This window comes from Pseudoalteromonas sp. SW0106-04, assembly GCF_001293805.1.
In the GTDB taxonomy this organism is placed as follows: domain Bacteria; phylum Pseudomonadota; class Gammaproteobacteria; order Enterobacterales; family Alteromonadaceae; genus Pseudoalteromonas; species Pseudoalteromonas ruthenica.
Genome location: NZ_BCAI01000004.1, coordinates 23,926 through 49,959, shown reverse-complemented (window position 1 = coordinate 49,959; position 26,034 = coordinate 23,926). Strand labels below are relative to the sequence as shown.

General features: G+C 48.4%; 30 protein-coding genes. 13 read left to right on the top strand and 17 right to left on the bottom strand.

What is annotated here, in order from left to right; genetic code table 11:
* Positions 1-14: 14 nt before the first annotated feature.
* Genes W04_RS06575 through W04_RS06565 form a run of 3 tightly spaced genes read right to left on the bottom strand, consistent with a single transcriptional unit; the run spans position 15 to position 1,809 of the window.
* The gene (locus tag W04_RS06575) at positions 15-587 is read right to left on the bottom strand and encodes a tRNA-(ms[2]io[6]A)-hydroxylase (RefSeq protein WP_053910374.1); all 573 of its coding nucleotides are present in this window, start codon (positions 585-587) and stop codon (positions 15-17) included.
* 58 nt (positions 588-645) lie between these two features.
* The gene (locus W04_RS06570; protein WP_157576329.1) at positions 646-1,287 is read right to left on the bottom strand and encodes a sulfotransferase family protein; all 642 of its coding nucleotides are present in this window, start codon (positions 1,285-1,287) and stop codon (positions 646-648) included.
* A gap of 45 nt (positions 1,288-1,332) precedes the next feature.
* Entirely contained in the window at positions 1,333-1,809 is a 477-nt protein-coding gene (locus tag W04_RS06565) for a DUF2383 domain-containing protein (RefSeq protein WP_053910258.1), read from the bottom strand.
* A gap of 163 nt (positions 1,810-1,972) precedes the next feature.
* Between W04_RS06565 and W04_RS06560 the strand changes: the two genes are divergently transcribed.
* A complete protein-coding gene (locus W04_RS06560; protein WP_053910257.1) occupies positions 1,973-3,313 on the top strand; it encodes a sigma-54-dependent Fis family transcriptional regulator in 1,341 nt (446 codons plus the stop codon).
* A 38-nt stretch (positions 3,314-3,351) separates the two neighbouring features.
* Here the strand turns inward: W04_RS06560 and W04_RS06555 are convergent, their stop codons facing one another.
* Positions 3,352-4,047 (bottom strand): LiaF domain-containing protein, encoded by a 696-nt coding sequence (locus W04_RS06555; protein WP_053910256.1) that lies wholly within the window; start codon positions 4,045-4,047, stop codon positions 3,352-3,354.
* A 234-nt stretch (positions 4,048-4,281) separates the two neighbouring features.
* Here W04_RS06555 and W04_RS06550 point away from each other — a divergent pair, with 234 nt between their 5' ends.
* Complete coding sequence (locus W04_RS06550; protein ID WP_053910255.1) at positions 4,282-5,451, top strand: GGDEF domain-containing protein; 1,170 nt, start codon at positions 4,282-4,284, stop codon at positions 5,449-5,451.
* A gap of 75 nt (positions 5,452-5,526) precedes the next feature.
* On the top strand, positions 5,527-5,913 hold the full coding sequence (locus W04_RS06545) for a hypothetical protein (RefSeq protein ID WP_045978237.1): 387 nt from the start codon (positions 5,527-5,529) through the stop codon (positions 5,911-5,913).
* A 17-nt stretch (positions 5,914-5,930) separates the two neighbouring features.
* Here W04_RS06545 and W04_RS06540 read toward each other — a convergent pair whose 3' ends face one another.
* Positions 5,931-6,284, bottom strand: coding sequence for a hypothetical protein (locus W04_RS06540; RefSeq protein ID WP_022945309.1), 354 nt, complete (start codon positions 6,282-6,284; stop codon positions 5,931-5,933).
* Positions 6,285-6,373: 89 nt separating this feature from the next.
* On the bottom strand, positions 6,374-6,724 hold the full coding sequence (locus tag W04_RS06535) for a hypothetical protein (protein WP_053910254.1): 351 nt from the start codon (positions 6,722-6,724) through the stop codon (positions 6,374-6,376).
* A gap of 145 nt (positions 6,725-6,869) precedes the next feature.
* On the opposite strand from W04_RS06535, the gene W04_RS06530 reads away from it, so the two are divergent.
* On the top strand, positions 6,870-8,369 hold the full coding sequence (locus W04_RS06530) for an amidase family protein (protein WP_157576325.1): 1,500 nt from the start codon (positions 6,870-6,872) through the stop codon (positions 8,367-8,369).
* Here the strand turns inward: W04_RS06530 and W04_RS06525 are convergent.
* Positions 8,359-8,949: a YqaA family protein gene (locus W04_RS06525; RefSeq protein ID WP_022945313.1), complete on the bottom strand. Its 591-nt coding sequence runs from the start codon at positions 8,947-8,949 to the stop codon at positions 8,359-8,361. The two genes, W04_RS06530 and W04_RS06525, sit on opposite strands and share 11 nt — an antisense overlap.
* Positions 8,950-9,156: 207 nt before the next feature.
* Between W04_RS06525 and W04_RS06520 the strand changes: the two genes are divergently transcribed.
* Entirely contained in the window at positions 9,157-9,582 is a 426-nt protein-coding gene (locus tag W04_RS06520; RefSeq protein ID WP_045978239.1) for a CBS domain-containing protein, read from the top strand.
* 7 nt (positions 9,583-9,589) lie between these two features.
* On the opposite strand, the gene W04_RS06515 is transcribed toward W04_RS06520, so the two are convergent.
* Entirely contained in the window at positions 9,590-9,973 is a 384-nt protein-coding gene (locus W04_RS06515) for an MmcQ/YjbR family DNA-binding protein (protein ID WP_053910252.1), read from the bottom strand.
* 208 nt (positions 9,974-10,181) lie between these two features.
* On the opposite strand from W04_RS06515, the gene W04_RS06510 reads away from it, so the two are divergent.
* Complete coding sequence (locus W04_RS06510) at positions 10,182-12,221, top strand: S9 family peptidase (RefSeq protein ID WP_053910251.1); 2,040 nt, start codon at positions 10,182-10,184, stop codon at positions 12,219-12,221.
* A 38-nt stretch (positions 12,222-12,259) separates the two neighbouring features.
* Here the strand turns inward: W04_RS06510 and W04_RS06505 are convergent, their stop codons facing one another.
* From W04_RS06505 to W04_RS06490, 4 genes are read right to left on the bottom strand one after another with little or no spacing between them, the layout of a single operon-like run.
* On the bottom strand, positions 12,260-13,114 hold the full coding sequence (locus W04_RS06505) for an erythromycin esterase family protein (protein WP_197275947.1): 855 nt from the start codon (positions 13,112-13,114) through the stop codon (positions 12,260-12,262).
* A complete protein-coding gene (locus tag W04_RS18960) occupies positions 13,018-13,503 on the bottom strand; it encodes a hypothetical protein (protein WP_053910249.1) in 486 nt (161 codons plus the stop codon). Before W04_RS18960 ends, W04_RS06505 begins: the two co-directional genes overlap by 97 nt.
* Positions 13,500-14,039: a cytochrome b gene (locus W04_RS06495; RefSeq protein WP_053910248.1), complete on the bottom strand. Its 540-nt coding sequence runs from the start codon at positions 14,037-14,039 to the stop codon at positions 13,500-13,502. The genes W04_RS18960 and W04_RS06495 overlap by 4 nt, the downstream gene beginning before the upstream one ends.
* A gap of 47 nt (positions 14,040-14,086) precedes the next feature.
* A complete protein-coding gene (locus W04_RS06490) occupies positions 14,087-15,007 on the bottom strand; it encodes a LytTR family DNA-binding domain-containing protein (protein ID WP_053910247.1) in 921 nt (306 codons plus the stop codon).
* Between the two features lie 66 nt (positions 15,008-15,073).
* Between W04_RS06490 and W04_RS06485 the strand changes: the two genes are divergently transcribed.
* A complete protein-coding gene (locus tag W04_RS06485; RefSeq protein WP_053910246.1) occupies positions 15,074-16,957 on the top strand; it encodes a propionyl-CoA synthetase in 1,884 nt (627 codons plus the stop codon).
* Between the two features lie 30 nt (positions 16,958-16,987).
* Here W04_RS06485 and W04_RS06480 read toward each other — a convergent pair whose 3' ends face one another.
* Positions 16,988-17,461: a VOC family protein gene (locus W04_RS06480; RefSeq protein ID WP_053910245.1), complete on the bottom strand. Its 474-nt coding sequence runs from the start codon at positions 17,459-17,461 to the stop codon at positions 16,988-16,990.
* A gap of 457 nt (positions 17,462-17,918) precedes the next feature.
* On the opposite strand from W04_RS06480, the gene W04_RS06475 reads away from it, so the two are divergent.
* Positions 17,919-18,326 (top strand): hypothetical protein, encoded by a 408-nt coding sequence (locus tag W04_RS06475; RefSeq protein ID WP_053910244.1) that lies wholly within the window; start codon positions 17,919-17,921, stop codon positions 18,324-18,326.
* Between the two features lie 102 nt (positions 18,327-18,428).
* On the opposite strand, the gene W04_RS06470 is transcribed toward W04_RS06475, so the two are convergent.
* From W04_RS06470 to W04_RS06460, 3 genes are read right to left on the bottom strand one after another with little or no spacing between them, the layout of a single operon-like run.
* Positions 18,429-19,625, bottom strand: a complete 1,197-nt coding sequence (locus tag W04_RS06470; protein WP_053910243.1) for an MFS transporter — start codon at positions 19,623-19,625, stop codon at positions 18,429-18,431.
* A 3-nt stretch (positions 19,626-19,628) separates the two neighbouring features.
* On the bottom strand, positions 19,629-19,976 hold the full coding sequence (locus W04_RS06465; RefSeq protein WP_053910373.1) for a cyclophilin-like fold protein: 348 nt from the start codon (positions 19,974-19,976) through the stop codon (positions 19,629-19,631).
* A 12-nt stretch (positions 19,977-19,988) separates the two neighbouring features.
* Positions 19,989-20,471, bottom strand: coding sequence for a cupin domain-containing protein (locus W04_RS06460; RefSeq protein ID WP_157576323.1), 483 nt, complete (start codon positions 20,469-20,471; stop codon positions 19,989-19,991).
* A gap of 207 nt (positions 20,472-20,678) precedes the next feature.
* Here W04_RS06460 and W04_RS19080 point away from each other — a divergent pair, with 207 nt between their 5' ends.
* The gene (locus W04_RS19080; RefSeq protein WP_231658057.1) at positions 20,679-21,101 is read left to right on the top strand and encodes an AraC family transcriptional regulator; all 423 of its coding nucleotides are present in this window, start codon (positions 20,679-20,681) and stop codon (positions 21,099-21,101) included.
* Positions 21,098-21,595, top strand: coding sequence for an AraC family transcriptional regulator (locus W04_RS19075; RefSeq protein ID WP_231658056.1), 498 nt, complete (start codon positions 21,098-21,100; stop codon positions 21,593-21,595). Before W04_RS19080 ends, W04_RS19075 begins: the two co-directional genes overlap by 4 nt.
* Here W04_RS19075 and W04_RS06450 read toward each other — a convergent pair whose 3' ends face one another.
* Positions 21,596-22,036, bottom strand: a complete 441-nt coding sequence (locus tag W04_RS06450) for a cupin domain-containing protein (protein ID WP_053910242.1) — start codon at positions 22,034-22,036, stop codon at positions 21,596-21,598.
* 334 nt (positions 22,037-22,370) lie between these two features.
* On the opposite strand from W04_RS06450, the gene W04_RS06445 reads away from it, so the two are divergent.
* The 3 genes from W04_RS06445 to dbpA all read left to right on the top strand — a co-directional run bounded on the left by W04_RS06445 (position 22,371) and on the right by dbpA (position 26,015).
* Complete coding sequence (locus tag W04_RS06445; protein WP_022945327.1) at positions 22,371-23,432, top strand: alpha/beta hydrolase; 1,062 nt, start codon at positions 22,371-22,373, stop codon at positions 23,430-23,432.
* A gap of 53 nt (positions 23,433-23,485) precedes the next feature.
* Complete coding sequence (locus W04_RS06440) at positions 23,486-24,532, top strand: NAD(P)-dependent alcohol dehydrogenase (protein WP_053910241.1); 1,047 nt, start codon at positions 23,486-23,488, stop codon at positions 24,530-24,532.
* Between the two features lie 82 nt (positions 24,533-24,614).
* On the top strand, positions 24,615-26,015 hold the full coding sequence (gene dbpA, locus W04_RS06435) for an ATP-dependent RNA helicase DbpA (RefSeq protein ID WP_197275946.1): 1,401 nt from the start codon (positions 24,615-24,617) through the stop codon (positions 26,013-26,015).
* The last annotated feature ends 19 nt before the right edge of the window (positions 26,016-26,034 follow it).

The window sequence follows — 26,034 nt, the reverse complement described above, 5'->3', positions numbered from 1 at the left end:
TCGAATTTAAGTTATTAGTGCAAGGCTGCACGAAATGGTAAAGAGGCGCAAATTTGTGCCTCGCGCTCAATCACTTGGGCTAACCGCGCATCGACTTCAGCCTTGTCGAAATACTCATAAGCAAGCTCAACAAATAAGTTTTTATGTTTTTCTTCTGATTTTGCAATCGCGACATAAAATTCTTTGTCTTTACCAGGTGGCAACGCTTCAGCTATTAGCGCGAAGCGCTCATGGCCTCGAGCTTCAATCACAGCCGCGACCAGCAGCCGGTCCATCATAAACACGTCTTTTCCATGGCGAAACATGCCTCGCAGCTGATTCACATAAGGGTCTTTTTTATCATCCCCTAGGTTCACATCGCGCTCGCTTAGCAACTTAACCACTTGTTTAAAATGAATCATCTCTTCGAGCGCTAAATCAGTCATCGCTTTAACGAGCTTGCGTTTATCTGGGTAGTGAGACAGCATCGACAACGCCATGCCCGAGGCTTTTTTCTCAGCGCCAGCATGGTCTTGTAAAAATGTGTCAAAATCGGCCAGTACAGCGTCAGTCCATTGTGCTGGCGTGTGGTATTTGAGTTCGAACATGGTCAATATGATGAATATACAAACAATGGCCGGCATTCTATACCAAATTTGCACGCACTCATACCGCTTCACCCCTAAGCCACGCCTCAAGGTTATCGACCTTGCCGTCGCGCGTGGAGGGTACTTTCAGGGGGTGCTTTAAGTCGCGCCAAGCCATCACCTTATTATGCTGGTTAAGGTGCGCAAATTGCTTGCTCGTGCTATTGGCTCCAACAAACTGGCAAAATTGCTGAAAACTATGGGGCTCACTGATATCAATTGTCAGTAAACGGTGCGCTTGCTGAGCAAAATACGTCGATACCTTTTGCTGATGCCGCTTATAGCAATATTCAAGGTGCTTACCATCAACTAGGCTTTGTTCATTCAAAGGCGAAAATACACGATGGTAACTTGCTTTAAGAAGCGGACTAAACCCCCCTGTATCGCTCAATAAATTGGTACTCATTCGCGGCAATAAGCGTTGGATAGACTCCAGCCAACGCTCTGGTTGACGCTGCAAGAGCACAAATTTTGCCTCAGGGAAGCGCTCAGCCAGCTCCGGGTAGTGGCTAAAGCAGGGTGTGTCGGCAACGAGCTCCGCACGCTCAAAACACGCTTTAGTATAAGCTGTGTGGGCGGTGCGAAGACCTAAATCGAGTGCAGCAGCACACACGCTGGTTGTGCCGCTGCGCGGTAAACCTATCACAAATGTTTTCGACATGGCCATAGTATGGGTTGTTATACATTGCTATGACCGTTATTGTACTCACTGCGTTGCGTGGCTGCGAGTATTCGCTGGTTTACATGCACTGAGTTGGTCGATACACATCTGAATATCGGCAGTAATACTCGCTAAAGCGCCTTTGAGTGCCGGGTCGCGAGCTTCACTGACTGCTTTTTTTATTTTCGCCAATAACTTCTTCTCGAACTCAATGAGATCGATTATCATTGACTGCTCAGGCCTGTTAGAAAAGTGGCTCTTAGCTTGCGCGTACCAAGCGATCGCTGTACCCAGCCAAGTATTTTCTATACTGCTGTGATCGGGATTTTCATCCACATCGTAGACAGATAACTGGGCTTGTTCCCGTATTTTTGCCATATTAATGAAGACATGCCTGACGTTGTAGTCACTGACCTGCTCAGCTGCTTGCTTATAAAACGTCGCCGCATCTCGGTTCAGCTTTGTGATGTCTTTGGCAATTTTTTTATCACGTTTTGCTTGTGATTGGTCAAGATGAACCATATTTATACTCCTATGGTCGCTGATGTACTTAGTTCACTTGCAATTCATATACCATTATTTATTTTATTATAATTCAGAAGGTTAGAAGGATCTTCTCGCTGAACCCGAGTAACATCTACCCGCTGACTTGTTATTTTTACAACTCTTTGAAGGAGAGTCGCACATGCGCCAGGTTAAAATGTTTGTACAACTCAGCGATCCCGAGCTGGTCTCGAAGCTGGCAAAGCTAGACGTATTAAAGAAATTTCAGCTGGTCTACGCAAACGAGTTTGAGCCGTGGGAAGCGCAAGTTGCCCATTCAGGTTGTGACATTGCACTAGTCGAAATCGAAGAGTTCACTGAACAGAATTATACTACATTGTGCGAAACTGACGCTCTGTCGCATGTTGAGTTTTTGTTTTTAAGCAAAGGCAAGCCAAACCCGTATCTTGATAAGTTGATGCGCGATGGTGCTGGGTTCCATTATCGCGCTCCATATGATTTAGAGCTAATTAGCGAAACCCTGCAAGACAGCTACGAACTGTTTGGTGAAGCTGGTCAATCAAGTAAAGCCGTTGAGTCCAGCGACCTTGACCAATTTGGTTTATTAGTCGGCTCTTCAAAATCTATGCACAAGTTGTATCGCACTATTCGTAAGGTCGCACGCACTGATGCTAACGTGATGATTATTGGCGAAAGTGGCGTAGGTAAAGAACTCGTTGCCAACACCGTTCATATTGCTGGCGATAAGCCACAAGCACCTTTTGTTGCGATAAACTGTGGTGCGCTTTCCCCAGAGCTCATTGATAGCGAGTTATTTGGTCATGTGAAAGGCGCATTTACAGGTGCACACCGCGACCACCAAGGGGTCTTCGATCAAGCCAAAGGCGGTACGCTGTTTTTAGACGAAGTAACAGAGATGCCATTAGAGCAACAAGTTAAGTTACTGCGCGTGCTCGAAAGCGGAGAGTATCGCGCCGTAGGCAGTCAACAAGTGAAACATGCTGATGTGCGTATTGTTTGTGCAACCAACCGTAACCCGCAACAAGCCATTGATGATGGCATTTTCCGTGAGGATTTATACTTCCGCTTAGCGCACTTCCCTATTCGGGTGCCACCACTGCGCGATCGAGGCAATGACATCACCGGCCTCGCTGAGCACTTCCTTGCCTACCGTAATGCCCAAGAATTGAGCCACAAACGTATCGCTACCGATGCACTTAGCCGCATTGCTGCTTATAACTGGCCAGGCAACGTACGGGAGCTAAAACACACCATTGAACGAGCGATGATCTTGGCCGATGACGTAATCAAAGCTGAGCACCTTTCATTGGGTGAATCAGTAAGTAAAAGCGACAGCAACAGCGTCGATATTCCTACTGGAGTTTCCTTGGAAGAGTTGGAAAAAGCGGCAATTTTGAAAAACTTGGAAGAGAACGCCGGCAACAAAACGGACACCGCTGAACAACTAGGTGTTAGTGTGAAAACACTTTACAACAAACTAGAAAAGTACTCTCAGGACTAATCAGTTTACGGGGCTTGCTATGAACAAGCCCCGACATTCTAGCCATCATATCGGTTACGGCTTTTACCCTGCTCTCGGCCATCAAATAAATCACGTAAATCAAAGGCAAAGGCCTTTAATTTCTCTTTCATCGTTCGCTTAATACTGACTTCCACACTCCCGAGAATAATACGCCCATGGATAATAATGCGCGGTCGCTGTTTATCTTCGTATCGCGGCCCAAGTGAGACCCGCTTATTAACCAGTGACCCCATGATATTGGTGGTCTGAGTTTGCACATCTACACTCTCTGGCACCACAATTTCATCACTGCCCAAAATACAATTAACGTAAATGTGTACTTCAGGGTGAGAAAAGATAGCGTTGGTAAAGTCTAATTCAATGCTTCCCAAATAGTTGTTTAGATGAATTTCTTTAGGGACAACCCATTCACCGCTGCGTTGGTCCGAGCTTAATATGGCGGTAATTTTCTCACCATTAACCTGTTCGCTACTTTGCGTGAAAGGAGTGCGCATACGTGCCGCCTTCTCGCTGTTGTAGCGTGGGTCGCTGTGCAGCGGCAGATCAGCTACTAATGTTGCTAGTTGCTCTTGGCAGCTGCAGTCATAGGCTTGATCAAGGCGACGTTCAAACGCCTGCGCTGAAATTTCACCATGACTGTAATTTAAAATTAGCTGATCGATGATCTCTTCTTTTACTTGCGCTAACGGCCTGTCCTTTAAAGGAACACTCATGTTCACACTCCTGTTGTCGTTTTGCTTACCTAAGCAAAATCAGTGCCAAATATTAATTCCTTTAGTTTCAGTCAGGTGGAGATTAAGCCAGTTCACCGCATTCGTCAAAACCACCATATTTACGCTTAATTAACGATATTTTAATTATCTTTACTGAGAAACTCCCCATGGCGCGGGTTGCGACGCCAAGTAGGTGAACTAAACTTCAAGTGTCTCCCCAACATCCCGAGTGCCATGTTACATCTACCAACATTGATAGTGGTATCGACTTTACTCAACGCCTTTATTGGCGTCTTTTTGTTGTTGGTGTTTTACCAACGTGCGCAACGAAGCTTTTTGTATTGGGGATTATCTTGTCTGGTATTTAGTTTAGCTGAAATAAGCGCGACTCTGCGTGTGTTTATCGACTTACCGGTACTGACCCATTACAGCGCCCAACTATTGATGATAACAGCGCCATTGCTGGTGCTAAGAGGTATACTCTGGTACAGCTCTTCAAAACACCATAACCCGTTGTTTATCTATTTTATTCTGGGTTTCAGTGCGTTGTTACTGGCGTTGTTGCACCACCAACCACTGTGGGGGCAGATGTACACCTCTATGGCTATTGCCACACTATTCTTTGCCGCTGCAGCGGCTATTAGAACAACAACCAAAGGCAATATATATGCCGCCACTTTGCTTGTTCTCGTCACCTTGCATGCGCTGGTAATGTTGGTTCAAACGGGCCTGTTGCTTACCAATTTGTTGCACTGGGAGCAATCATTACCACCTTGGACCAAACAGTTAGTTCTTGCTGTTCACTTACTACTGACCACGTGCACGGCACTGGTGTTTCCGATGCTTTTTTTCATACGCTCAGAAGCTAAACTCACTAACTTAGCTAATTTCGACCCACTCACAAACTTGTACAATCGTCGTGCGTTTTTCTATGAAGGCGAAAAACGACTCGCGCTGTGTATTGCTAAGCAGCAGCCACTTGCAGTCATGATGATAGATTTGGATTACTTTAAGAAGGTCAATGATCAGTTTGGTCACGATGGCGGAGACGCTGCGTTGCAATGGGTGAGTCAGCGCATTCGCGAGCAACTCAGAGAAGATGATTTAGCTGCGCGTATTGGCGGAGAGGAATTCGCTGTGATTTTAGCCAATACCCATCAACGCACGGCGCTCAAAGTGGGCGATCGCTTACGTAAGGCCATTGCCGAGGGCTCATTTTATTGGCACCATCAGCGCCTGCCGCTGAGCATTAGCATCGGCGTCACTTGCCGAGAAAGTGGCCATTTTGATATTAAAAAGATGCTGATTGAAGCGGATAAAGGCCTTTACGAGGCAAAAAGCCGTGGCCGTAACTGCTTGGTTGAAACCCATCATAGCGACACCACCACGGCTTCTACTGGCTAACACAAACCGACATACAAGGGTTTGAGTAATAATAACTTTTAAGAGACAATAACGCTTTTACACGGAGATCAGTAAATGCGTCACACCCTTGTCATTGCCTTGGTGGCCTTATTCACCCTGAGTGCCTGCAAAACCACAGTGCCAGTGCGAGACTTTCCTTATAATGCCATCCCTATGGCTCAGAGCCAAAACCACAGTGATAAGGATATTGAAAAAGCCATTATCAAAGCATGCCTACAGCTCGGCTGGCAGTGTGCAGCTAAAAGCGAAGGGGTCGTTGCTGCGGTGCTCAATATTCGCACTCATCAGTTGACGGTTGATATTAATTATACCCCGAGCCAGTTTTCGGTAGAGTATGTTGACTCTGTCAATTTGAGATACGATGGCAAGAAAATCCATCGCCAGTATGTCAATTGGGTCAATAATTTAATACGCCACATTCAGGCTGAATTAGTAGTCTAAAGCAACGGGGTATTGCCTCACTTTGAATGTGAGCGGTACTCCACCTTGCCGTCTTTATGTAAATTAAACAACCACACCTGTTCGCCATGATAATACACAAATTCGTAGCCTGGGTATGGGCTTTGCTGTAACCGGCTGGCAAAGGTATTGATATCCGCTGGCGCAATTTTAAAGCGTCCCGTCGCCCGTTTTCTATCGGCATGGGTGTTAACTTGAAATGCCTTGGCCGATAACGGCAATACCTCAGGTAGCTCCCCCTGCTCAAATAGTTGTGCTCTGTGTGCATCTGCATAACTTGCGTAATAGCGTGTTTGTGGTTCGCTACACGCCGCAAGTGATAACGTCAGTAACAACCCTGTTAGTAATCGCACTGTTTGCCCCTTTGCTCTATTCGAGCTTATAACCTAGCGACTGATCACTGACCCTAGGCTTAACTTTAGTGCTGCAACTAAGGAGGGAGCTAAAATTGCAGCTGAGCGATATTAGCGCCGCAATAAAAGCAATGACGGCGACGAGGGCTCACCTTGTGGCCACAGTCTTTGCAGTGACTCGACGATGCAACTTTACCATCGAGTTTGCCATCACGTAGGTCGATTTCCTCTATCTTTCGTAAAATATCGCTGCGGCTGACTCCCATATCTTGCAACAACTCCAACGCGGCTAAATTCATTAAATATAGGGAATCGATTTTTTCTTCCAGTGCCTGCAAATGCGCACTATTACCTTGCGAACGGTGTTTGTTTTGGTCGTTCGTGACGTCATTTTTACGGATACGAAGGTCTTGAAAGGCTTGGTGTAAATATTGGCTCATAGCTATCGTCCGTGGGTTATGAAAGAAGCCATAGTAACGCAAATGACACCGATGTTGGCAAGCGCTTCACTCAACCTATTGCAGTTGACCGCAGACAACGAAGGCCGCTAATCTAAAGGCACATAATAACAACAAGGATACGCTCGTGAACCACACCCGGCTTACGATATCAGCATTGCTCTTGTGTATGGCCTTCAGCGCCAATGCGCAAAAGACCGAAACAGTGTCGCACCTTCAGCAACAACTCCATAGTGAACAGAGCTCTGCCACTAAGCTTACCCAACACTATTTAACACGTATTAACGCGCTAAATGATAACTATCGTGCGGTGATGGCCATTAACAATAACGCCCTACACGATGCGCAGCGCCTTGATAACTTGGCTCGTGAAGGTCAATGGCAAGGACCACTTCATGGTATGGCGGTACTGGTGAAAGACAATATAGCCGTTGCTAACATGACCACTACAGCTGGGGCCTTGGCCTTAGCGCAGAATGTCAGCAGCGCCGATGCCCAAGTCATTTCTCAGCTACGCAGCGCCGGAGCGATTATCCTCGGTAAAGCCAATCTTAGCGAGTGGGCGAACTTTCGCTCCAACAGCTCTTCATCTGGTTGGAGTACCCTAGGTGGACAAACGGCTAATGCCGTTGATGCAACCCGTAGCCCATGCGGCTCCAGTTCTGGCTCAGCCGTGGCGGTAAAACTGGGCTTCGCGCTCCTCGCGTTAGCCACTGAAACCGACGGCTCGATTGTCTGTCCTGCTGCGACAAATGGTGTTTATGCGCTCAAACCTAGCTATGGTCAAGTCTCCCGCGTGGGTGTGGTGCCGTTAGCTGAAAGTCAGGATACCGTTGGAGTAATGGCTAATTCGCTAGCGGATGTGTTATTAGCGACTCAGGTCATCGCTGCACCCGACGCCCAAGACCCAAATCACCACGCCTTTCGCACCATCAATTACACAGAGGTAAAGCCCAGTAAGGCAAAGGAATTAACACTTGGCTATGTTGATTACAGCCACTTTACCGCCGAGACCCAGGCTGTGTTTAAAAAGCAGCTCAAGCAATTAGAGCGCCATGGCATTAAACTTATCGAACTGCCTCAAGCTGATCTGGATAGTATGTACCGCCAAGAGTTCCAAGTGTTATTGTATGAATTCAAACGCGATGTGAACGCCTATCTGGCCGCCACGCCAGCGCAGGTAAAGGTGAAAACGCTAAGCCAGCTGATCGCCTTTAATGAACAGCACCAAGATCGCACCATGCCCTACTTCGGTCAAGAGCTGTTACGTCAAGCAAATGCCATCGATTTACAAGCCCAACGCGATGATTACTTGGAGGCATCACAGCAGTATCGCCTCACTGCGCGTAAAGCACTGCAACATTGGTTCACAGCAAATCAGCTCGATGCCATTATCAGCCCCACCAACTCTCCGGCATGGAAGATTGATAAAATTAATGGCGATCATTATCTCGGTGGCGCCAGCACGCTCGCTGCCGTGGCAGGTACGCTCCACATTACTCTGCCTTTAGCTGATGTTCAGGGTCTGCCTGTAGGGTTTTCTGTTATGGCTAATGTCGGCGGCGATGAACAAGCCATTGCAGCGGCCAAAACCATTGATTCACTGCTTGAGCACACTAGCCTTTAAGCGCGTTTGCTGCCCACCACAATAAAAGCACCGCAATAGAGAGGCCAGCAATGGCCTTTGTTTTGTGTTTTCTGATCACCCGCTCGGCATGATTACCAGCAAAATATACCACCGCCGCCAAGCCAAAATAGCGAATTGAGCGCGCTATTGCACTGGCTAAAACGAACATTAATAGGGAGTACTTGGTCGCTCCCGCAGCCAGCATCGCTATTTGGAAAGGAATAGGCGCAATACCTAACGTGAGCACAAACCAGAATCCTTGTGCTTGCATCTGTTGTTTGACTTGCTCAAATTGCTCAGGGCTAGAGAACGTATCAATGACCCACTGACCGACCAGGTCAAACAAAAAATAACCGATGGCATAACCAAATAAGGCACCGACTATACAGCCCAAAGTAGCCATCAGCGCGATTAACCATAGTTTATCTCGTCGTGCTTGCATCAATGGCACCATCACCGCTTCTAAAGGAATAGGCACAATGGTCGACTCTAAAAAAGAAGCGAAAGTGATGCCTTTAAGCATATGCTTCGAGTCTACGAGTTTTTGGGTCTTATGCTTTAACGTTTTTGAAATTGCCATCCAAAGTGCCTTGTATAAAATTCAAAAGTTTAGTGTGTACTAATGACTCTGTTATTGTTTAGTCAGCAAAGAAGCTTTATAAACTTATATTTACTACACTTAATGCAGTCTTACAGGCTTTTGGCCACGTATAAGACTGTTAAATCTCATAATAAAAACAGTGTATCAGCAGTCACTTTAACCGTTTCTGTATGGGAACCAGCGCCTATGAAGTTAAGTAACTTAATGAGCACGCCAGTGGTTACTTGTTCACCCGATGACACCCTGCGCGTTGTCAACGATATTTTCAAACGCACGCAATTTCACCATGTGTTGGTGGTAGAGCAATCGTTATTAGTTGGGGTCGTCTCTGATCGCGATATTTTTAAGGCATTAAGCCCGAATGTTGGTAAGGCCTCGGCATCCAAAGCCGACTTAGCCACTCTCAATAAACGCGTTAGCCAAATTATGACTCATTCCCCTGTTTGCTTACCAGTACATGCGCAACTTATTGATGTGGTGAAGTTATTTAACGAGCATATTATTACCTGTGTGCCTATCGTTAATGAACAGCGCCAGCCGGTGGGGATTGTGACTTGGCGCGATATTATGCGCCTATTACTCGAGCGTTATCAGAGCAAGGCCGGTAAATAAGCGGGCACTAAAGTAACGACAAAATCTGTTCACGCTCTTTCTTGGGCATGTTACTCACCACCAACGTGTAGGAATTATCTATCATTCTTTGGATTTCACCCGCTGGAATGGAGCCATCCAGTATCACTGTATTCCATAGCTTTTTATTCATATGATAACCAGGGATGACCGCAGTGAAAATATCGCGCAGAGCCTGGGCTTCATCAGGGCCACACTTTAAATTTACGCGCCAATGGCGATTGTCTTTGTCCTCTTTCCCCATTTTTCCAAGCGCTAGGGTGGCAAACATTTTATCTTTTACCTTATAGACGTCGACCCCAGGGCCAAAGGGCTGCCCCACTGAGCTCAATGGCTTAGTGAGCAAATAATCATGTACGCCTTGACTATCCATATAAACTCCTTTTAAGACTAAGCAAACTAGGGCGAGCACTCGCCCAAGTAGGGCCTAATCTAACCATTTAATCTAATACCCCACAAGCATATTGAAAAAGTACCTCATATCCGCAACTTACTCATACTCGCCGTTAATCGCATTGCAGTTGCCAGCATTAACCCGCCCACCTAGGATGATATTTTCTGGTTGAAAAAAGTACTTACTTATGAGAGCGCTAACCCCTTTGATACTTACAGCTGCGCTGCTTGGCGGCGCATCGTTGCCCGCCCAGGCCGACAACAAGACCTTCAGCTCTGAGGATATTTTTGCCCTCGAGTATGCCAGCGACCCGCAAATCAGCCCCGATGGCGAGCACATTGTGTATGTCCGTCGTGGCTACGACATTATGAAGGATAATAATAAGCAGAGCCTGTGGCTCTATAGCCTAAGCACTGATGAGCATACTCCGCTGTTTGCAGATCAATATAGCTACGCTCAGCCACGCTGGTCTCCCGATGGCACACGCATCGCCTTTACCAGTAACCGCAGTGGCTCTTTGCAAGTGCATATGCACTGGCTAGCGCAAGATAAAACGGCGTTATTATCACAATTGCCAAAACCAGTGCGCGACCTCACGTGGTCTCCTGACGGCACACAGCTGGCCTTTACCATGACGGTGCCACAAGGCCCTTCCGATTTTGTAAAGTCAGTGAAGTTACCGAAAAAACCCAAAGGCGCCGACTGGTCTGAACCAGTTACGGTTATTGACAAAGCGCGCTACCAAGCCGATGGCCAAGGCTTTTTAACGCCCAGCTTTCGTCATGTGTTTGTGCTTCCAGCCGAGGGCGGCGCACCACGGCAATTAACACAAGGCGATTATCAACATTATGGGCCATTGGCTTGGAGCCCAGATGCGACACAAGTTGTGTATGCATCAGATAAGCACCCTGATTGGGAGTATCGCACCACTGAGCTTGACCTGTATGGCGTGGATATTGGTACCTATAGTACGACACAGCTCACCGATTTGCCCGGCCGTGAGACCCACCCCCAATTCAGTCATGATGCTCAGCAGCTAGCCTTTCTATCCCGAGGTAACGCCGCTGTTCCTTACGTTAATACCGAGCTCAACTTGTTAAACCTCAAATCCGGGGCCGTCAAGTCACTGACTTCAGCACTGGATCGCGCTGTCGGCCATTATCAATGGGCGGGCAAAGGGGATTTTGTCATTCAGTACGACGATCGCGGCCAACGTAAGCTTGCCACCCTAACCCGCGCAGGAAACATCACTGAACGCGTCAGCTCAGTCGCAGGCACATCCATAGGTCGCCCTTATGTCAGTGGTGAATTTTCCATGGCAAACAATGGTGCCCTCGCTTTTACTCAGGGCAGTGCTGAGCGCCCCGCTGATTTAGGGTATTTTCACCGCAACAAGCAACGCACGCTAACGGCGCTCAATGAGGACCTGCTCGGCCATAAAACCTTAGGGCAAGTGCATGAGTTAACGGTTGAGTCGCAGTTTGATGGTGAACCTATTCATGGCTGGTATATCACCCCTCCTGATTTTGATGCGACCAAGCAATACCCACTGTTGGTGGAAATTCATGGCGGCCCACACCTAGCTTATGGCCCCAGCTTTAGCGCCGAATTACAGCGCTATGCGGCCGCTGGCTATGTGGTGGTCTATATGAATTATCGCGGCTCCACCAGCTACGGCAAAGACTTTGCCTTGTTACTTGATGGTAAGTATTCCTCAAAAGAGGACTTTGCCGATCATAATTCCGCCGTTGACGCATTAATCGCTAAAGGCTTTATTGATAAAAACAATCTCTTTATCGCTGGTGGCTCTGCCGGCGGCATTGCTGCTGCCTACGCCATTGGTTTAAGCGACCGTTTTAATGCTGCGGCAATCACCAAGCCGGTGATCAACTGGGTCAGTAAAGTGCTTACCGCCGACAGTTATTTAGGGCAAATTCGCAACCAGTTTCCGGGCATGCCGTGGGACAACCTCAGCCACTACTGGCAACGTTCACCGCTGTCGTTAGTCGGCAACGTCACCACACCGGCGATGATCATGACAGGAGAGCAGGACCGCCGCACGCCCATATCGGAGTCCGAGCAGTTCTATCAAGCGTTAAAACTGCAAAAAGTAGATACCGTACTGATCCGTGTACCCGGCTCTGCCCACGGTATTGCTGGGCGCCCCTCGCGGATGATTACCAAAATAGAGCATACATTAGCCTGGTTCGAGCGCTATAGGAAATAACCTCTACATCAGCGGGGCATTCACTGCCCCGCATAAGTTTATGGTTGCTCTTTAGATGCGTTGGTGTGCGCCAAGACAAAGAGACTATCCCAGTATTGCTGCCACTGCGCTAAAGCAATCCCGTAACGATATTGATGCCCAAATAATACGCTAGTAGACGGCGCATTTTGCACAAAGCGCTGCATTGCTGCGCTGTCAATAAAGAGTGCTTGATGTGTTTGCAGTTCATGCTGTTGCGCAACTAGACGTTCAAATTGCTGTGGCTGGGCCATAATCTTTTTACTTGCCATCGTCACATAGTCGCGATATTCGCCACTGGCGGCGCTAATATGCACTGAGTGCACGCTATCGCCAAAGTGTTGCTTCAGCACAGTGCCTAAGTTTGCATAGTGATGCTCAATAAAACCGCCGTAGTTTAAGTGGATATAGTGACCCCAGATAATCACTTTTTTATCCGCCAATTCACTGCTCAGTAACCACTTCACGTTGTCGGCCATAGCCAAGTCGTGCTCGTCATGACGTCGCTGCCCTGCCATCGACTGCGCCACGAGCACTAAACCATGGAGTAACCGGGCGACATACTTTGGTCCTTGGTATCCTTGCTGGTCGCTGACAGCCGTGTTTAAAGCGTGCTGGAGGCGATAGGAGGTAGCAACATAGGCTTGTTGCTGCTTTGCATTAATATGCTGTGGTTGGCGCTTCAGCACCGCTGAGTTGGTGCGTTTAAATGCAGCCCAGTCGACCTCTTTAGCAACACTTGGGATGAAACGCTGACTTTGCTGGATGATAAATTCGCTTACCTGCGCCTTAGAATATTCACCACTGAGACGACCATCAAAGCCAGCCAGTTGCAAAGGCCGCTCACTGTCTCGCTGTGCGTCAATGTACCGCATGAGCGCTTGCACTGGCGCACTTGCGGCGTACATATAAAAGATATTGCCCGGTGCTTGAGCAATGATAGCTTGACCGGTGCTTGAGCAGTGATAGCTTGACCGGGCTGTTGCCAGATTTGCGCAACATCAAATAGACCGCTTTCCAGTATCAACGCATCAAAGCCTTGATGCTGGTGTAAATAACGCACCAAACAGCTCTTGAGTGCAAAATTCTGTTGCTCGCCATGGGTCAGTTCATCCAGCATAACAATACGTGCATCGCCAATCGCCTCGCCAAAGCGCGCAAAATTAGCCTGTTCACAGTGGTTATCGAGGTTTATTTTCTCTATTGTTGTGGCGCTTAATGCTGCTGCATAAAGGCTCAACAATAACGTTACTAGCCACTTCATAGACGCGCTCCTTTTTCGCCGACTAACATCCGTATTAATGTCCCATCTCGGTCAATAAAGTGGTGTTTCAACGCTGCAATTGCATGGATAGCCAGTGTAAAGCACAGCTTCCAAGCACAGTATATGTGCACCGCTAACCCCCAGTCGCTAAGCGCTGCTGAGTGAGCAACGACTTGCTGCTGAGCATCTATGTTTTGCGCCAACAATGGCCAATCGAATAAAGCAATGCCATAGCCTCCAAAGCCGCTGTAAGCAGCGCCCGACACCACCATTATTACCAGCAGCACCAACAACAACCAATGAAAGCCATGCACCGCTTTCGCGCCCTTACCTTTAGCCGTGCTCTGCCAGGGTTTGAACCAGCGCAGCACCAGTCGGGGTAGCAGCAATAATGCCACCACCACGGCAACGGATTTGTGTAAGTGATATAGGCCATAGTCGGCGACATAGGTCATGTAATATCCCAGGGTCAGCAACCCCAAAATAAGCGCCGCCATCAGCCAATGTAGTAGTCGGTTTACACCTGCATAAGTCATTAAGTACCTCCTCTTTTTTCTTCAAAGGTACTTATTAACGCATTGATTTAAATAACTTTGTGATGAAACAACTGAGTTTGTGACGAAATGCCTGGCTGTCTGCTTTGAGTTAATACTTGCTTCAGCGCTGGTTTAAAAGTTTTGCTCACTGGTACCCAATGATCCTCACCCACTAACACCTGCGCTTTGCCATTTTCCAATGGCTTAAGCTCACGTACATGGTGTAGATTAATCAGGTAACTGCGATGGACGCGTATCATAGGTGCCGCGCCTAGCTGCTCACTCAGTTGTTTAATGGTGGTGCGCACTAAGTAACGGCTATCAGCATCGACAACCTCAACATAATTGCCTGCAGCGCGCACATACTGAATATCACTGATAGCGAGCGCTTTTTCCATGCCCCGATGCTGCACTGTGAGACATGCAGGAGCGATATCGGCCCCGTTAACTGAGTCGCGTGCTTTCACCTTGGTTACCAAGCTCAGGTAAATGGCTCCCATCACCAAAAGCACTGCAAAGGTGTACTTAGGTAGTAAATTAATGACCGCGCCAGCCCAATTAGGACCATAAAAATCGAAATCGAGCGACACTCGGATATAACTTAGCAACAGCACACTCACCACAGCACAGCTCAACAACAGCGGTTTATACACTCGCTGAGAACGTGTTAGCGCATATATTGCTGCCATAGATAGCCCCCATAAAGCGCCCCACTCTTTTACCCAAAATAACTGTGAGTCGATAAAGTCCCAGCGTGCACCACCAACATAGTGGCGCCAAAACAAGCAATAGAAATTAAATATAAAAAGCGAGGCTACCCATAAGACGCCCAGTTTCAGCGTTGGGTGGCTAAGCTGTTGCCAGCGCTGCAGCCAAGTCATGGTGTCAATCCATTGTCCTAATAGATTGGCAAAAATAACAAATCTAACGCGATAAACAAAGCCATGCAGCACAGACCAAGGTCGCATACAGCTTGCTCGAAAAAGAACCTACATTTTGTAGGGTCTCTCACATGTAATACGAGGAAAATATTTATGGCGGGCGAATATCAGCGCATTTACCAGCAGTTTCAAAGCGACCCAGTGCAATTTTGGATGCACCAGAGCCAGCGCATCGATTGGCATACGCCACCCACTGAGGCTTACCATCAAGACTCACAAGGGCTTTATCATTGGTTTGCCGATGCCAAACTCAATACCAGTTACTTGGCATTAGATAGTCACGTTAACCAAGGTTATGGTGAGCGCCCAGCGCTGATTTATGACTCACCCGTCACCGCCACGCAACAAACATACAGCTACCGCGAACTGCGCGATGAAGTGGCTCACTTTGCCGGAGTCATGCGTGAATTAGGCGTCGGCAAAGGTGACCGTGTGGTGATTTACATGCCGATGATCCCGCAAGCAGTTATAGCGATGCTCGCCTGTGCACGCTTGGGCGCCATTCACTCGGTAGTATTTGGCGGCTTTGCGGCGCATGAATTAGCAGTACGTATTGATGATGCCACACCCAAGCTGGTGCTCGGCGCCTCTTGCGGCATTGAAGTAGAGCGTGTCATCGCTTACAAACCACTCATTGACGAAGCCCTAGCCAAGGCACATCATAAGGTGCAGCACTGTATTATTTACCAGCGCCCACAATGCCCTGCTGAATTAAGCCCCATGCGTGATATTGACTGGTATCAGGCAATGCAAACAGCCACCGCCGTTGACGCTGTTCCCGTAGCCGGAGATCACCCTTTGTATATTCTCTACACCTCGGGGACAACCGGCACTCCGAAAGGGGTCGTGCGCGAGCATGGCGGCCATGCCCTGGCAATGCATTACAGCATGGAAGTGGTTTACGCCATGAAACCTGCGGAGGTGTTTTGGGCTGCATCGGACATCGGCTGGGTGGTCGGCCATTCCTATATTGTATACGCGCCGTTGATCTACGGCTGTACTACGGTTTTATATGAGGGCAAGCCAGTGCGAACCCCTGATGCCAGTGCCTTTTGGCGTGTGGTTGAAGAGCATCAAGTAAATGCGCTGTTTAGCGCACCAACCGCTTTTCGCGCGATAAAAAAAGAAGACCCTAATGGCGCAGGATTTAAGCGCCATAATACGCAGAGTTTACAGCGGCTCTTTTTAGCTGGAGAGCGCCTCGACCCGCCCACTTATGAGTGGCTAACCGATACCACTCAGTTACCCGTGTTAGATCACTGGTGGCAAACCGAAACCGGCTGGGCCATTGCCTGTAACCCTATAGGCATTGAACCTTTACCAATCAAAGCAGGCAGTGCCAGTGTGCCCACCCCCGGTTTCGATGTGCATATACTTGATGTTGATGGCACCCCCTGCGCTGCAGGTGAAAGTGGTGCGGTTGCCATTAAGTTACCACTGCCTCCGGGGTGTTTACCGACCATTTGGCAAAACAATGAGCGCTTCAAAGCCGGTTACTTAAGTACCTACCCAGGCTATTATCTCTGTGGTGATGGCGGCTACATCGATGAGCAAGGCTACGTGTTTATCATGGGCCGTATCGACGATGTGATTAATGTCGCCGGGCATCGATTATCCACCGGCGAAATGGAGGAAATCGTTGCTGCCCACCCCGCTGTTGCCGAATGTGCGGTGTTTGGTATAAGTGATACCTTGAAAGGCCAACTGCCGATGGCAATGGTGGTGCTAAAAGACAGTTATTCAGGGACTTGGGCTGATATTCGCGCCGAGCTTATCAGCAGCGTACGCACACAAATCGGCGCCATTGCTTGTTTAAAAGAAGTGCTGTGTGTTGAGCGTTTACCGAAAACTCGCTCGGGCAAGATACTGCGTAAAAACCTTCGTCAACTGGTTGATGGCGAAGCGCTGCAAATTCCCTCTACCATTGATGACGCCAGTATTTTCACCCAAATAGCGCAACAATTACGCAGTGCCTAAAGACCCGGTGCCCACGGTAGTGGGCCCTTACTAAGCATCCTGTTGCTCGCTCATAAAGTCAGCCATACGCTGTTGCAACTGCTCGGGGCTGAGGTCCTCTTTATGGGTAGCAATGGTCCAAATATGGCCAAAGGGATCTTCCAAGGTCCCTGCTCTGTCGCCATAAAATTGATCGTGCACAGGACGCAGCTCTTTTGCACCTGCGTCAATAGCACGAGCGAACGTGGTATCAACATCCTCCACATACAACATCATACTCACGGGAGTACCACCGAGTTGGTGAGGACTAACAAAATGTTCATCGGGGCAGGCATCGGCCATCATCAGGTGTGAATCACCTATTTTAAGCTCACCGTGAGCAATGCCGCCATCAGGCAACGGCATTTGCATTACGATTTCTGCGGCAAATACGTGTTGATAAAACACCATCGCTTTGGCCGCACCATCAATAATCAAATAGGCAGTAAGCGAATGAAACCCTTTGGGTTTGGCAGACACACTCATATGACCTCCGGTTATTTTAATCGCTCAGCTTTAGCTTAGTTGATAAGCCTATACAAACACAGACTACAGCCAAGTTAAAACAATTTAGGTACAAATGTTATGTACTGTCATCGGCAATGTAAGCGCTAACACTACACACGCGCTAGATTTAGCTGACTGAGAGAAGCGTAGTTAGTGAAAAAATAAGCCAAGAATCAGAGTCTCTAGTAGATATTAAAAAAATATTGCGCAATGTGCCATTTGTACCATCTTGTATCTATTAAAAAGAAAATCTATTTACAAACTTTAACAGTTCTAAAAATTAAAATAAAACCCATTAAATCCAGCATAAAACTTCAAATTTATACTAAAAATAAAAACAAAACCCGACAGTAAAAATAGAATCAAACTCAACTTGTTGACATTAAAACAAAATAGATCAAAGAATTGTAATGACAACATAAAAAAGGAGTTAAAAATGAACAGTAAAATAATAAAGCTATTTTTTGGTATAGCCATTCTCGGGTTTTCGCTAGGTGCCTCTGCTGCTCAAGTTGAATGTTTGATTAGCGGTACGCCAACACAACAAAGCTTTGAGCCTGATTTTTGCCAATCGACGACTAATGTTCCCAAGCCTGGGGTTGTGTTCCGCTTTATTTCCGATCGAGAGGTCGCGCATGTGACTTGGTCTACAAGTACGGCTATTTCTGGCAGCTGGGACTGCGGCTCTGATAATTATTGTCGATTTGATGATAACGGACGAGATGCTAACCGAGGCCTATACGATGCCACTGCGTGTGTAACTCGAGTTCTTTATAATGATGGCACATGGGAAAACACAAACCTTTGTGCAACAGGAATATATACGAAGCAGTTAGGCTTTTAAAATGTTATAAGGAGGTAGTTAACTACCTCCTTATAAAGTCACAGAGAGGCTAAAGATCTTAGCGACTAATAGGACAACCCTGTCTATATAACTCATATATAATTAAGTGGGTTTGCTGGGCTCTGCCCTGTTAGCGCAATGAAGAGTGCAGCTAAGCAGAGCGATGAGCGCGGCAATACTGGCAAGCACCGCATACCCACAAAACAAAGTAAATACACCTGCATAGTTAGCAGCGATACTCGCAACTAAAGCAGGCAATACCGCGCCCAAATACGAGACCATGTAAACACTTGCCAGCATACCTGCGCGATGTTCTCGGCTAATATCCGCCATCAACACAGAAATTCCCGCGCTACTGGCAACCCCCTGCGCAATCCCCACACTCAAGCTCGCAGCCAAAAAGACTTCGAGCCAAGCGAAATGGAGCGCACAGGCAATAACCATAAGGGCCGTTACTAAAATCAACATCGCCACCCCAATCGCGCGCTGGGCAACGAACCTGTCCGCAAGCGCCCCACCCAAGGGGGTAAGAACCATCACTGAGAAAAAGGCCAACGCACTGACAAGGGCATTATCACTGCCCAGCGCAGTGGCGACAATTTCCGGCCCAAACGCTTGGTAGAACCCACCAATAGACCAAGTAGCCACCACCACAGCTGACAAAGTGGCAAACGGCCTCAATGCTGCTTTGGGCATGTAGAAATCAGGCTTTAGTGCTGAGCGCACATTGCCTTTACGCTGCACCGTTTCCTCGCATTGAAGCAGTAGTCCAAGTAGCATCACCGCCACAGTGGCTATCAAGGTGTAAATGAGTAATTTTGGCGCAGGAGCATAGTTCACGAGTAAGGCACAGCTTACCGCTCCCAAAGGGATACCTATCATGGGTGCACAACTGGTGATCAGTGCCACCCATGATTTACGTCTATAGCTTCCCAAATCGGTGACATAAGCACCTACGGAACTTGCAGCCACACCGCACGCAAACCCCTGTAAGGCTCGTGCAATGAGCAGCGCAAGCGAGGTTTGCATGGCAATCATAGTGACACAAGAAAGTAAGACACACAGTAACGCCGCCACGGCCATAGGCTTGCGACCGAGATGGTTTGATAACCTTCCAAATACCAATAAAGCCAGTGCAGCAGCAATAAAGTAGGCTAGTGAAACCCAACCTAAGTCGCTATGAGAAAGGCCATCTTGCGCACGATATACATTAAAGAGTGAAATTGGCGCGCCGGCGCAAGCAAACACCAAAATTTGTATACTCGCGGCGACAAAAAACGCCTGGTGCTTCGCTATCATCGCTTATTGCGCTCGAATACACACAGTATCACCATCAATTGCTAATAGTGCACTGAGATCACCTGTTAACGCGCCTAGCTTCACCAACCCTTTGGCGTAGGCGGTGTGGCGATAAAAAATCGCCAAGTTCCCCCAAGGAGCATAGTAAGCGATATCTCCAGGCTCACCTATACAGCCCGCTGCGGCTTCGGATAAGCTCAACTCCTTCGGTAAATTGGCAATTTTCTCCGCTTGAGCAAAATCACTGAGCAACACCTGCAAAGGCAATAGAGCATAGAAATCTCGTGCGGCAGGGGTATCCAGCAGAGTGCCAGTCAATGCTGTCTCGCCTATAGTTAAACTAATATGCATAAGCCCGCGCACCTAAGGCTGGTACTGCTTATCGGTCACGGCCTCCATCCAAGTCACGACACTGCCTTGGTGCGACTCTTGAATAGCCATATGTGTCATTGCCGTGCGCGCAGTCGCACCATGCCAATGTTTCACATTCGCAGGGATGTGTACGACATCACCAGGCTCTATCACTAAACGCCGACCCTGCCACTGCTGTACCCAACCCTGACCCGAGGTAACAATTAACGTTTGCCCTCGTGGATGACTATGCCAATGTGTGCGACTGCCGGGCTCGAACGTCACATTCGCACCGCCGGCACGGGTCTGTGGTTGCGGCTGAAATAGGGGTTCCACGCGCACCGCGCCGCTAAAGTACTCCCCTAGCCCCTGCAGAGGTAACTGGCTACCGTTAACTTGTACACTGATTTGCGCCTCAGGAGCGCTTTGTGCCATGGCCTGAGTCGCCATTGTCAAGCCAATAATTAACATCAACGTCGGAATAATCGCTTTCATAGGTCATCTCCTCAGATTAAATAGGTGCAATCAACAGCTGTGATTTGCGCTGTCGATTGCACCTATTTTTTCTGAGTTCAGCCTATCTCGGTAGTATATTATTCCGCTTTACTTGCCTATAACTCTGAGTGTACAGATCAATTTCTAGGCAAGCCTCATTCTTTGCATTACACTCACAGCTACCCACCCATCGCCGTAAACAAGACTATGAACACAGAGCAAAACCGTATCAGTGCCATCAGCAATGAGTTGGCTGCAATGATCGAACGCCACAATCAGGGCCAAGCGATGCAAGAAACAGCGATTGAGGGGTTGGCATTTTATCGCCAAACAGAGCCCGCCGATTCGTGTTCATTGTGTGTGGTTGAACCAAGCATTGCTCTGGTGGTGCAAGGTGCAAAAAGCATGACCCTAGGGGACCAAGAGTTTCGTTACGACCCTTACCACTTTCTCATTACATCACTCGATTTACCGGCAAGAATGCAAGTGTTGGAGGCGAACGACCAAGCACCGTATCTAGGCCTTGTTCTTAAGTTTGATTTGGCGGTGATGAGTGAGCTAATCGTTCAAGCGCCACTGCAAAAAGCCCCCCCTGCGAGCATGACAAGGGCATGGTACTGGGGACTATGACCACGACCTTACTCGGTGCTTGCCAGCGTTTAGTTGCACTGCTCGATGAACCCGATTCACAGGCAGTATTGGCGCCGCTTATCAAGCGTGAGATTTTCTGGCGGGTGCTGATCAGTGAGCAAGGGGCACGGTTACGCCAAGTGGTCTCGGCTGGCAGCCAGGGGCTGCGAGTAGCACGCGCCATCGAGTGGCTGAAAACACACTACCAAGAACACCAAAGTGTTGATGAGCTGGCCGACATGGCGCAAATGAGCAAGTCCACCTTCCATCATCATTTTCGCCAACTCACCGCCATGAGCCCATTGCAATATCAAAAGCGCTTGCGCTTGCTTGAAGCCCGTCGGCTTATGCTCGGCGAGCAATTCGATGCTTCAAGTGCGGCTTACAAGGTGGGCTACGAAAGCCCATCGCAATTCTCTCGCGAATATTCGCGTTTGTTCGGCACTTCCCCCAAACGCGATATCGCTGCGCAGCGCCAGCAAATTAAAGGTTAACTAAGGTGCTTCACTGGCCTTAACTACAGGCGCCAAATAATGCTCATCGCTCACTGCTTCAAACCATTGCACAGCCTCACCATTAAGCGCCTCTTGCACCGCGATGTGCTGCATCGGTTCACTACTGGTTGCACCATGCCAGTGACGACGACCACAGTTACACCAAATCAAATCACCCGGCCCGATCTGCGTTTTCTCACCCCCTTCACATTGGGTCCAACCGATGCCCTGAGTGACCACCAAAATTTGTCCCAATGGGTGTGAGTGCCAGTGTGTACGTGCGCCAGCAGCAAAATTAACAACCGCAGCACCTAATCGTGATGGTGCCGGGGCGGTAAATAAACTACTAATAGTTACCGAGCCGGTAAAACACTCCGCAGGGCCCGTTATGGGTTCACTCTGGTGCGCCCGGATAACGCTCATATCTTCACTTTTTGACATGGTTTTCTCCCGTTTCTAAAAACACCTAGTAGTGATTACAGTAGCGATGATTTGTGCCTAATAGAATGCCAAAAACAGCAGCATCATTGCCTGATTGTAGCTCGCGCTTGAAACCGAAGAATAACGTTTACATTAGCTCTGCAAAGTAACCCGATATTCGATAATCAGAGGTAACCCTTTTCCTATCACTCATACTTTTAGGCAAGAACCGAACAGCTTTGTGTCTATTTAATAACCAGCCTTTACCTGATAATGAGCTCAGCAACGCAACACATTGTGTGCACTTGGTAATCCTAGTGATCACCAACACTGTGTTGCACAACCGGAGGTTCTGATGAAAGCCACATTTATAAATCCATTCACTAGCGTGCTTATCTGCTCGGCCCTATGGGCAAGTGCAACCCTAGCTGCAAATAATGCCCATACTGCACAGGTGAGTCACGGAGCCAATAACTTCTATCAAAGCGAGCGTATCTCTATGCAAAAAGTTACATTCAACAATCAATATCACATGCAGGTTACTGGTAATTTATACCTACCCGAAAACATGCAAGCGGATGAGCGCAAACCAGCAATTATCGTGGGTCACCCAATGGGAGCGGTGAAAGAACAAAGTGCCGTACTCTATGCACAAAAGCTTGCGGAAATGGGTTTTGTCACACTGGCCATTGATCTGTCATTTTGGGGTGAAAGCGAAGGCAACCCGCGCAATGCCGTGCTACCAGACATGTATGCCGAAGATTTTAGTGCCGCAGTCGATTACTTAGGCTCCAACGAGCATGTCGATGCTAAACGTATCGGAGTACTGGGCATATGCGGCAGCGGTGGCTTCGCAATCAGTGCTGCGAAAATCGACCCACGAATGAAAGCCATAGCCACGGTGAGTATGTATAACATGGGGGCATTCACTCGTAACCTTTATAACCAGTCGCAAACGCTGGCACAACGTAAGCAAGTGATCGCTCAAGCTGCTGCGCAGCGCGACGTTGAGTTTGCAGGCGGTGAAACTCAATACACCGGCGGCACTCCCCATGAGATCAATGACGATTCACACCCCATAGCTAAAGAGTTTTACGATTTTTACCGTACACCACGCGGCCAATATACGCCTGCGGGCTCCTCACCTGAGCTGACCACGCACCCTACGCTTAGCAGCAATACTAAGTTTATGAATTTTTATCCGTTTAATGACATGGAACTGATCTCGCCGCGCCCGCTACTTTTTATTTCCGGCGACCAAGCGCATTCCATTGAATTTAGCCAAGATGCCTATGCCCGCGCAGCTGAGCCCAAGGAGCTCTACCTAGTTGAAGGCGCCGGCCATGTTGACTTATATGATCGTGTTGAGTTGATCCCATTTGCTAAGCTCGGCGACTTTTTCAACACCCACCTATAATTTGCTGACCCTAGGGCAGTCTATCACTGCCCTATCATTATTTTGGAGGCTTTATGAAAACCACAGGCTATGCTGCACATTCACATGACACACCGTTGGTGCCTTATGAATATAATTGTCGGCAGTTACGAGAGGACGATGTCGCCATCGAGATCCTCTACAGTGGCGTTTGTCACAGTGATTTGCACACCGTAAAAAATGATTGGGGATGGACGCTTTACCCTAGTGTGCCTGGCCATGAGATCGTCGGCCGAGTCATTGCGGTCGGTGCCAAAGTTACAGGTTACAACAAAGGCGATCATGTGGCGGTAGGCTGTATGGTCGATAGCTGCCAACAATGCAGCCAATGTCACGCAGGCGAGGAGCAGTTTTGTGAGCACGGTTTTACCCAAACCTATAATAGCCCAGACCCCCATACTAAAGAGATCACTAAAGGCGGTTATGCAAAGAACATCGTGGTGCGCGAGGAATTTGTACTCGCTGTGCCAGCGGCGCTCGATTTAGCAAAGACCGCACCTTTGCTCTGCGCGGGCATTACCACCTATTCGCCCCTGAGAACATGGAATGTTGGCCCAGGCAGTCATGTCGCTGTCATTGGCATGGGTGGACTCGGTCATATGGCTGTGAAGCTTGCTGTTGCTATGGGAGCACATGTAACGGTTGTCAGTCGCTCTGCACATAAAAAAGCGGATGCCGAAGCCTTGGGCGCCGACGCTTTTTTACTTTCCAATGATGAGCACAGCATGGAGCGGGCCGCCAGCACCTTTGATCTTATCGTTGATACGGTGCCAGTAAAACACGATGTTACGCCCTATGTGCCGCTACTAAAAATAGATGGCACCTTGACCTTAGTCGGGCAAGTAGGTCCGATGGCCGAAATGAACACGGTGCCTTTAGTCATGGGTCGTCGTCGTATTGCCGCATCGCTCATTGGGGGGATTGCTGAAACCCAAGAGATGCTCGATTTTTGCGCGCGAATGAACATTTTGCCGGAAGTGGAAATGATCACCATGGAGCAGATAAATAAGGCGTTTGAACGACTTGAGCGCGCCGATGTGCATTACCGCTTTGTCATTGATATGCAAAAATCCACTTTTTAAAGTTCGGTGGGTCAAGTGGCAGCACTTGACCCTCATTATTATCGTCACGAACGTGTTATAATGGCGTTTTGTACTCAATAAGATGAACCTTGCCGTGACTGCATTGCCCTTTTCCTCCACTCCACTGTCCCCTGCGTTGTTAGATAACCTCGCATCCTTGGGGTATCACTCGATGACCGATATTCAAGCGCAAACCTTGCCGCTTATTTTGGCCGGCAAAGATGTCATTGGTCAGGGCAAAACCGGTTCAGGTAAAACCGCAGCATTCGCTTTGGGATTACTGCATAACCTCAATGTACAGCGCTTTCGAGTACAGTCTCTGGTTGTCTGCCCCACTCGTGAGCTGGCCGACCAAGTGGCAGTCGAAATCCGTAAGTTAGCACGCGTAATCCATAATATTAAGGTGTTAACCTTGTGTGGTGGTGCGCCAATGGGCCCACAAATTGGGTCGCTGGAGCATGGGGCGCATATTGTTGTCGGTACCCCTGGGCGCATTGAAGAGCACTTACGTAAGGGCCGCCTCAGTTTAGATGAGGTAAATACCTTTGTGCTTGATGAGGCCGATCGCATGCTGGAAATGGGCTTCGAACAGCCACTGCAATACATTGTTGACCACTGCCCTGCGGTGCGACAGAACCTGCTATTTAGCGCCACTTATCCGGCAAAAATAGAACAGCTCGCTCAACATGTTATGCACAATCCGGAAAAAATCACCGTTGAGTCCACCCATGATCATGCCACTATCGAGCAGTATTTCTACGAGGTGGACGACAATGCCATGCGTATGCAAGCAACGCAAAAGCTGTTATTGCACTTTGCTCCCAGTGCAGCGGTTATTTTCTGCAATACTAAGGCACAATGCCAAGAGCTCTGCGATAGCCTGCGCCAGTGTGGCTTTGATTGTGGTGCACTGCATGGCGATTTGGAACAAAAAGACCGTGACCGTACGTTAGTGCGCTTTGCTAACCAAAGCATGAGCGTGCTAGTTGCCACCGATGTCGCCGCTCGCGGCATTGATGTTGACCATGTTGATATGGTCATCAACTATCACATTGCGCACGACCCTGAGGTGCACGTGCATCGTATTGGCCGCACCGGTCGGGCTGGCAATAAAGGGGTTGCATGTTCATTGATGAGCTATAAAGAATCCCACAAGGTCAACGCGTTAGAAGATTATCTAAATACCACAGTGGAGCCAACAGACTTACCTAACGACAACGTGTTTGGTAATCCGGTTAAACGTGCGCCTATGGTCACAATTCAAATCGATGGTGGTAAAAAGTCTAAGCTGCGTCCCGGTGATATTCTCGGTGCCTTGACGGCAAACGATGCGGTGAAAGGCACACAAATAGGGAAAATCAAAGTCACGGCGATCAGCGCTTATGTCGCTGTGGAGCGAAAAGCAGCCAATACCGCCTTGAAGGTGATCAGCGAAGGCAAAATGAAAGGCCGACAATTTCGCGCTCGTAAACTCACTAAGTAACATTCTATTGGCCGCACAT

Excerpts from the sequence above, each read along its gene's own strand:
- W04_RS06575 (WP_053910374.1), bottom strand. The coding sequence starts at position 587 with ATGTTCGAACTCAAATACCACACGCCAGCACAATGGACTGACGCTGTA.
- W04_RS06570 (WP_157576329.1), bottom strand. The coding sequence starts at position 1,287 with ATGTCGAAAACATTTGTGATAGGTTTACCGCGCAGCGGCACAACCAGC.
- W04_RS06565 (WP_053910258.1), bottom strand. The coding sequence starts at position 1,809 with ATGGTTCATCTTGACCAATCACAAGCAAAACGTGATAAAAAAATTGCC.
- W04_RS06560 (WP_053910257.1), top strand. The coding sequence starts at position 1,973 with ATGCGCCAGGTTAAAATGTTTGTACAACTCAGCGATCCCGAGCTGGTC.
- W04_RS06555 (WP_053910256.1), bottom strand. The coding sequence starts at position 4,047 with ATGAGTGTTCCTTTAAAGGACAGGCCGTTAGCGCAAGTAAAAGAAGAG.
- W04_RS06550 (WP_053910255.1), top strand. The coding sequence starts at position 4,282 with ATGTTACATCTACCAACATTGATAGTGGTATCGACTTTACTCAACGCC.
- W04_RS06545 (WP_045978237.1), top strand. The coding sequence starts at position 5,527 with ATGCGTCACACCCTTGTCATTGCCTTGGTGGCCTTATTCACCCTGAGT.
- W04_RS06535 (WP_053910254.1), bottom strand. The coding sequence starts at position 6,724 with ATGAGCCAATATTTACACCAAGCCTTTCAAGACCTTCGTATCCGTAAA.
- W04_RS06525 (WP_022945313.1), bottom strand. The coding sequence starts at position 8,949 with ATGGCAATTTCAAAAACGTTAAAGCATAAGACCCAAAAACTCGTAGAC.
- W04_RS06520 (WP_045978239.1), top strand. The coding sequence starts at position 9,157 with ATGAAGTTAAGTAACTTAATGAGCACGCCAGTGGTTACTTGTTCACCC.
- W04_RS06515 (WP_053910252.1), bottom strand. The coding sequence starts at position 9,973 with ATGGATAGTCAAGGCGTACATGATTATTTGCTCACTAAGCCATTGAGC.
- W04_RS06510 (WP_053910251.1), top strand. The coding sequence starts at position 10,182 with ATGAGAGCGCTAACCCCTTTGATACTTACAGCTGCGCTGCTTGGCGGC.
- W04_RS06505 (WP_197275947.1), bottom strand. The coding sequence starts at position 13,114 with ATGCGGTACATTGACGCACAGCGAGACAGTGAGCGGCCTTTGCAACTG.
- W04_RS18960 (WP_053910249.1), bottom strand. The coding sequence starts at position 13,503 with ATGAAGTGGCTAGTAACGTTATTGTTGAGCCTTTATGCAGCAGCATTA.
- W04_RS06495 (WP_053910248.1), bottom strand. The coding sequence starts at position 14,039 with ATGACTTATGCAGGTGTAAACCGACTACTACATTGGCTGATGGCGGCG.
- W04_RS06490 (WP_053910247.1), bottom strand. The coding sequence starts at position 15,007 with ATGCGACCTTGGTCTGTGCTGCATGGCTTTGTTTATCGCGTTAGATTT.
- W04_RS06485 (WP_053910246.1), top strand. The coding sequence starts at position 15,074 with ATGGCGGGCGAATATCAGCGCATTTACCAGCAGTTTCAAAGCGACCCA.
- W04_RS06480 (WP_053910245.1), bottom strand. The coding sequence starts at position 17,461 with ATGAGTGTGTCTGCCAAACCCAAAGGGTTTCATTCGCTTACTGCCTAT.
- W04_RS06475 (WP_053910244.1), top strand. The coding sequence starts at position 17,919 with ATGAACAGTAAAATAATAAAGCTATTTTTTGGTATAGCCATTCTCGGG.
- W04_RS06470 (WP_053910243.1), bottom strand. The coding sequence starts at position 19,625 with ATGATAGCGAAGCACCAGGCGTTTTTTGTCGCCGCGAGTATACAAATT.
- W04_RS06465 (WP_053910373.1), bottom strand. The coding sequence starts at position 19,976 with ATGCATATTAGTTTAACTATAGGCGAGACAGCATTGACTGGCACTCTG.
- W04_RS06460 (WP_157576323.1), bottom strand. The coding sequence starts at position 20,471 with ATGAAAGCGATTATTCCGACGTTGATGTTAATTATTGGCTTGACAATG.
- W04_RS19080 (WP_231658057.1), top strand. The coding sequence starts at position 20,679 with ATGAACACAGAGCAAAACCGTATCAGTGCCATCAGCAATGAGTTGGCT.
- W04_RS19075 (WP_231658056.1), top strand. The coding sequence starts at position 21,098 with ATGACCACGACCTTACTCGGTGCTTGCCAGCGTTTAGTTGCACTGCTC.
- W04_RS06450 (WP_053910242.1), bottom strand. The coding sequence starts at position 22,036 with ATGTCAAAAAGTGAAGATATGAGCGTTATCCGGGCGCACCAGAGTGAA.
- W04_RS06445 (WP_022945327.1), top strand. The coding sequence starts at position 22,371 with ATGAAAGCCACATTTATAAATCCATTCACTAGCGTGCTTATCTGCTCG.
- W04_RS06440 (WP_053910241.1), top strand. The coding sequence starts at position 23,486 with ATGAAAACCACAGGCTATGCTGCACATTCACATGACACACCGTTGGTG.
- dbpA (WP_197275946.1), top strand. The coding sequence starts at position 24,615 with ATGAACCTTGCCGTGACTGCATTGCCCTTTTCCTCCACTCCACTGTCC.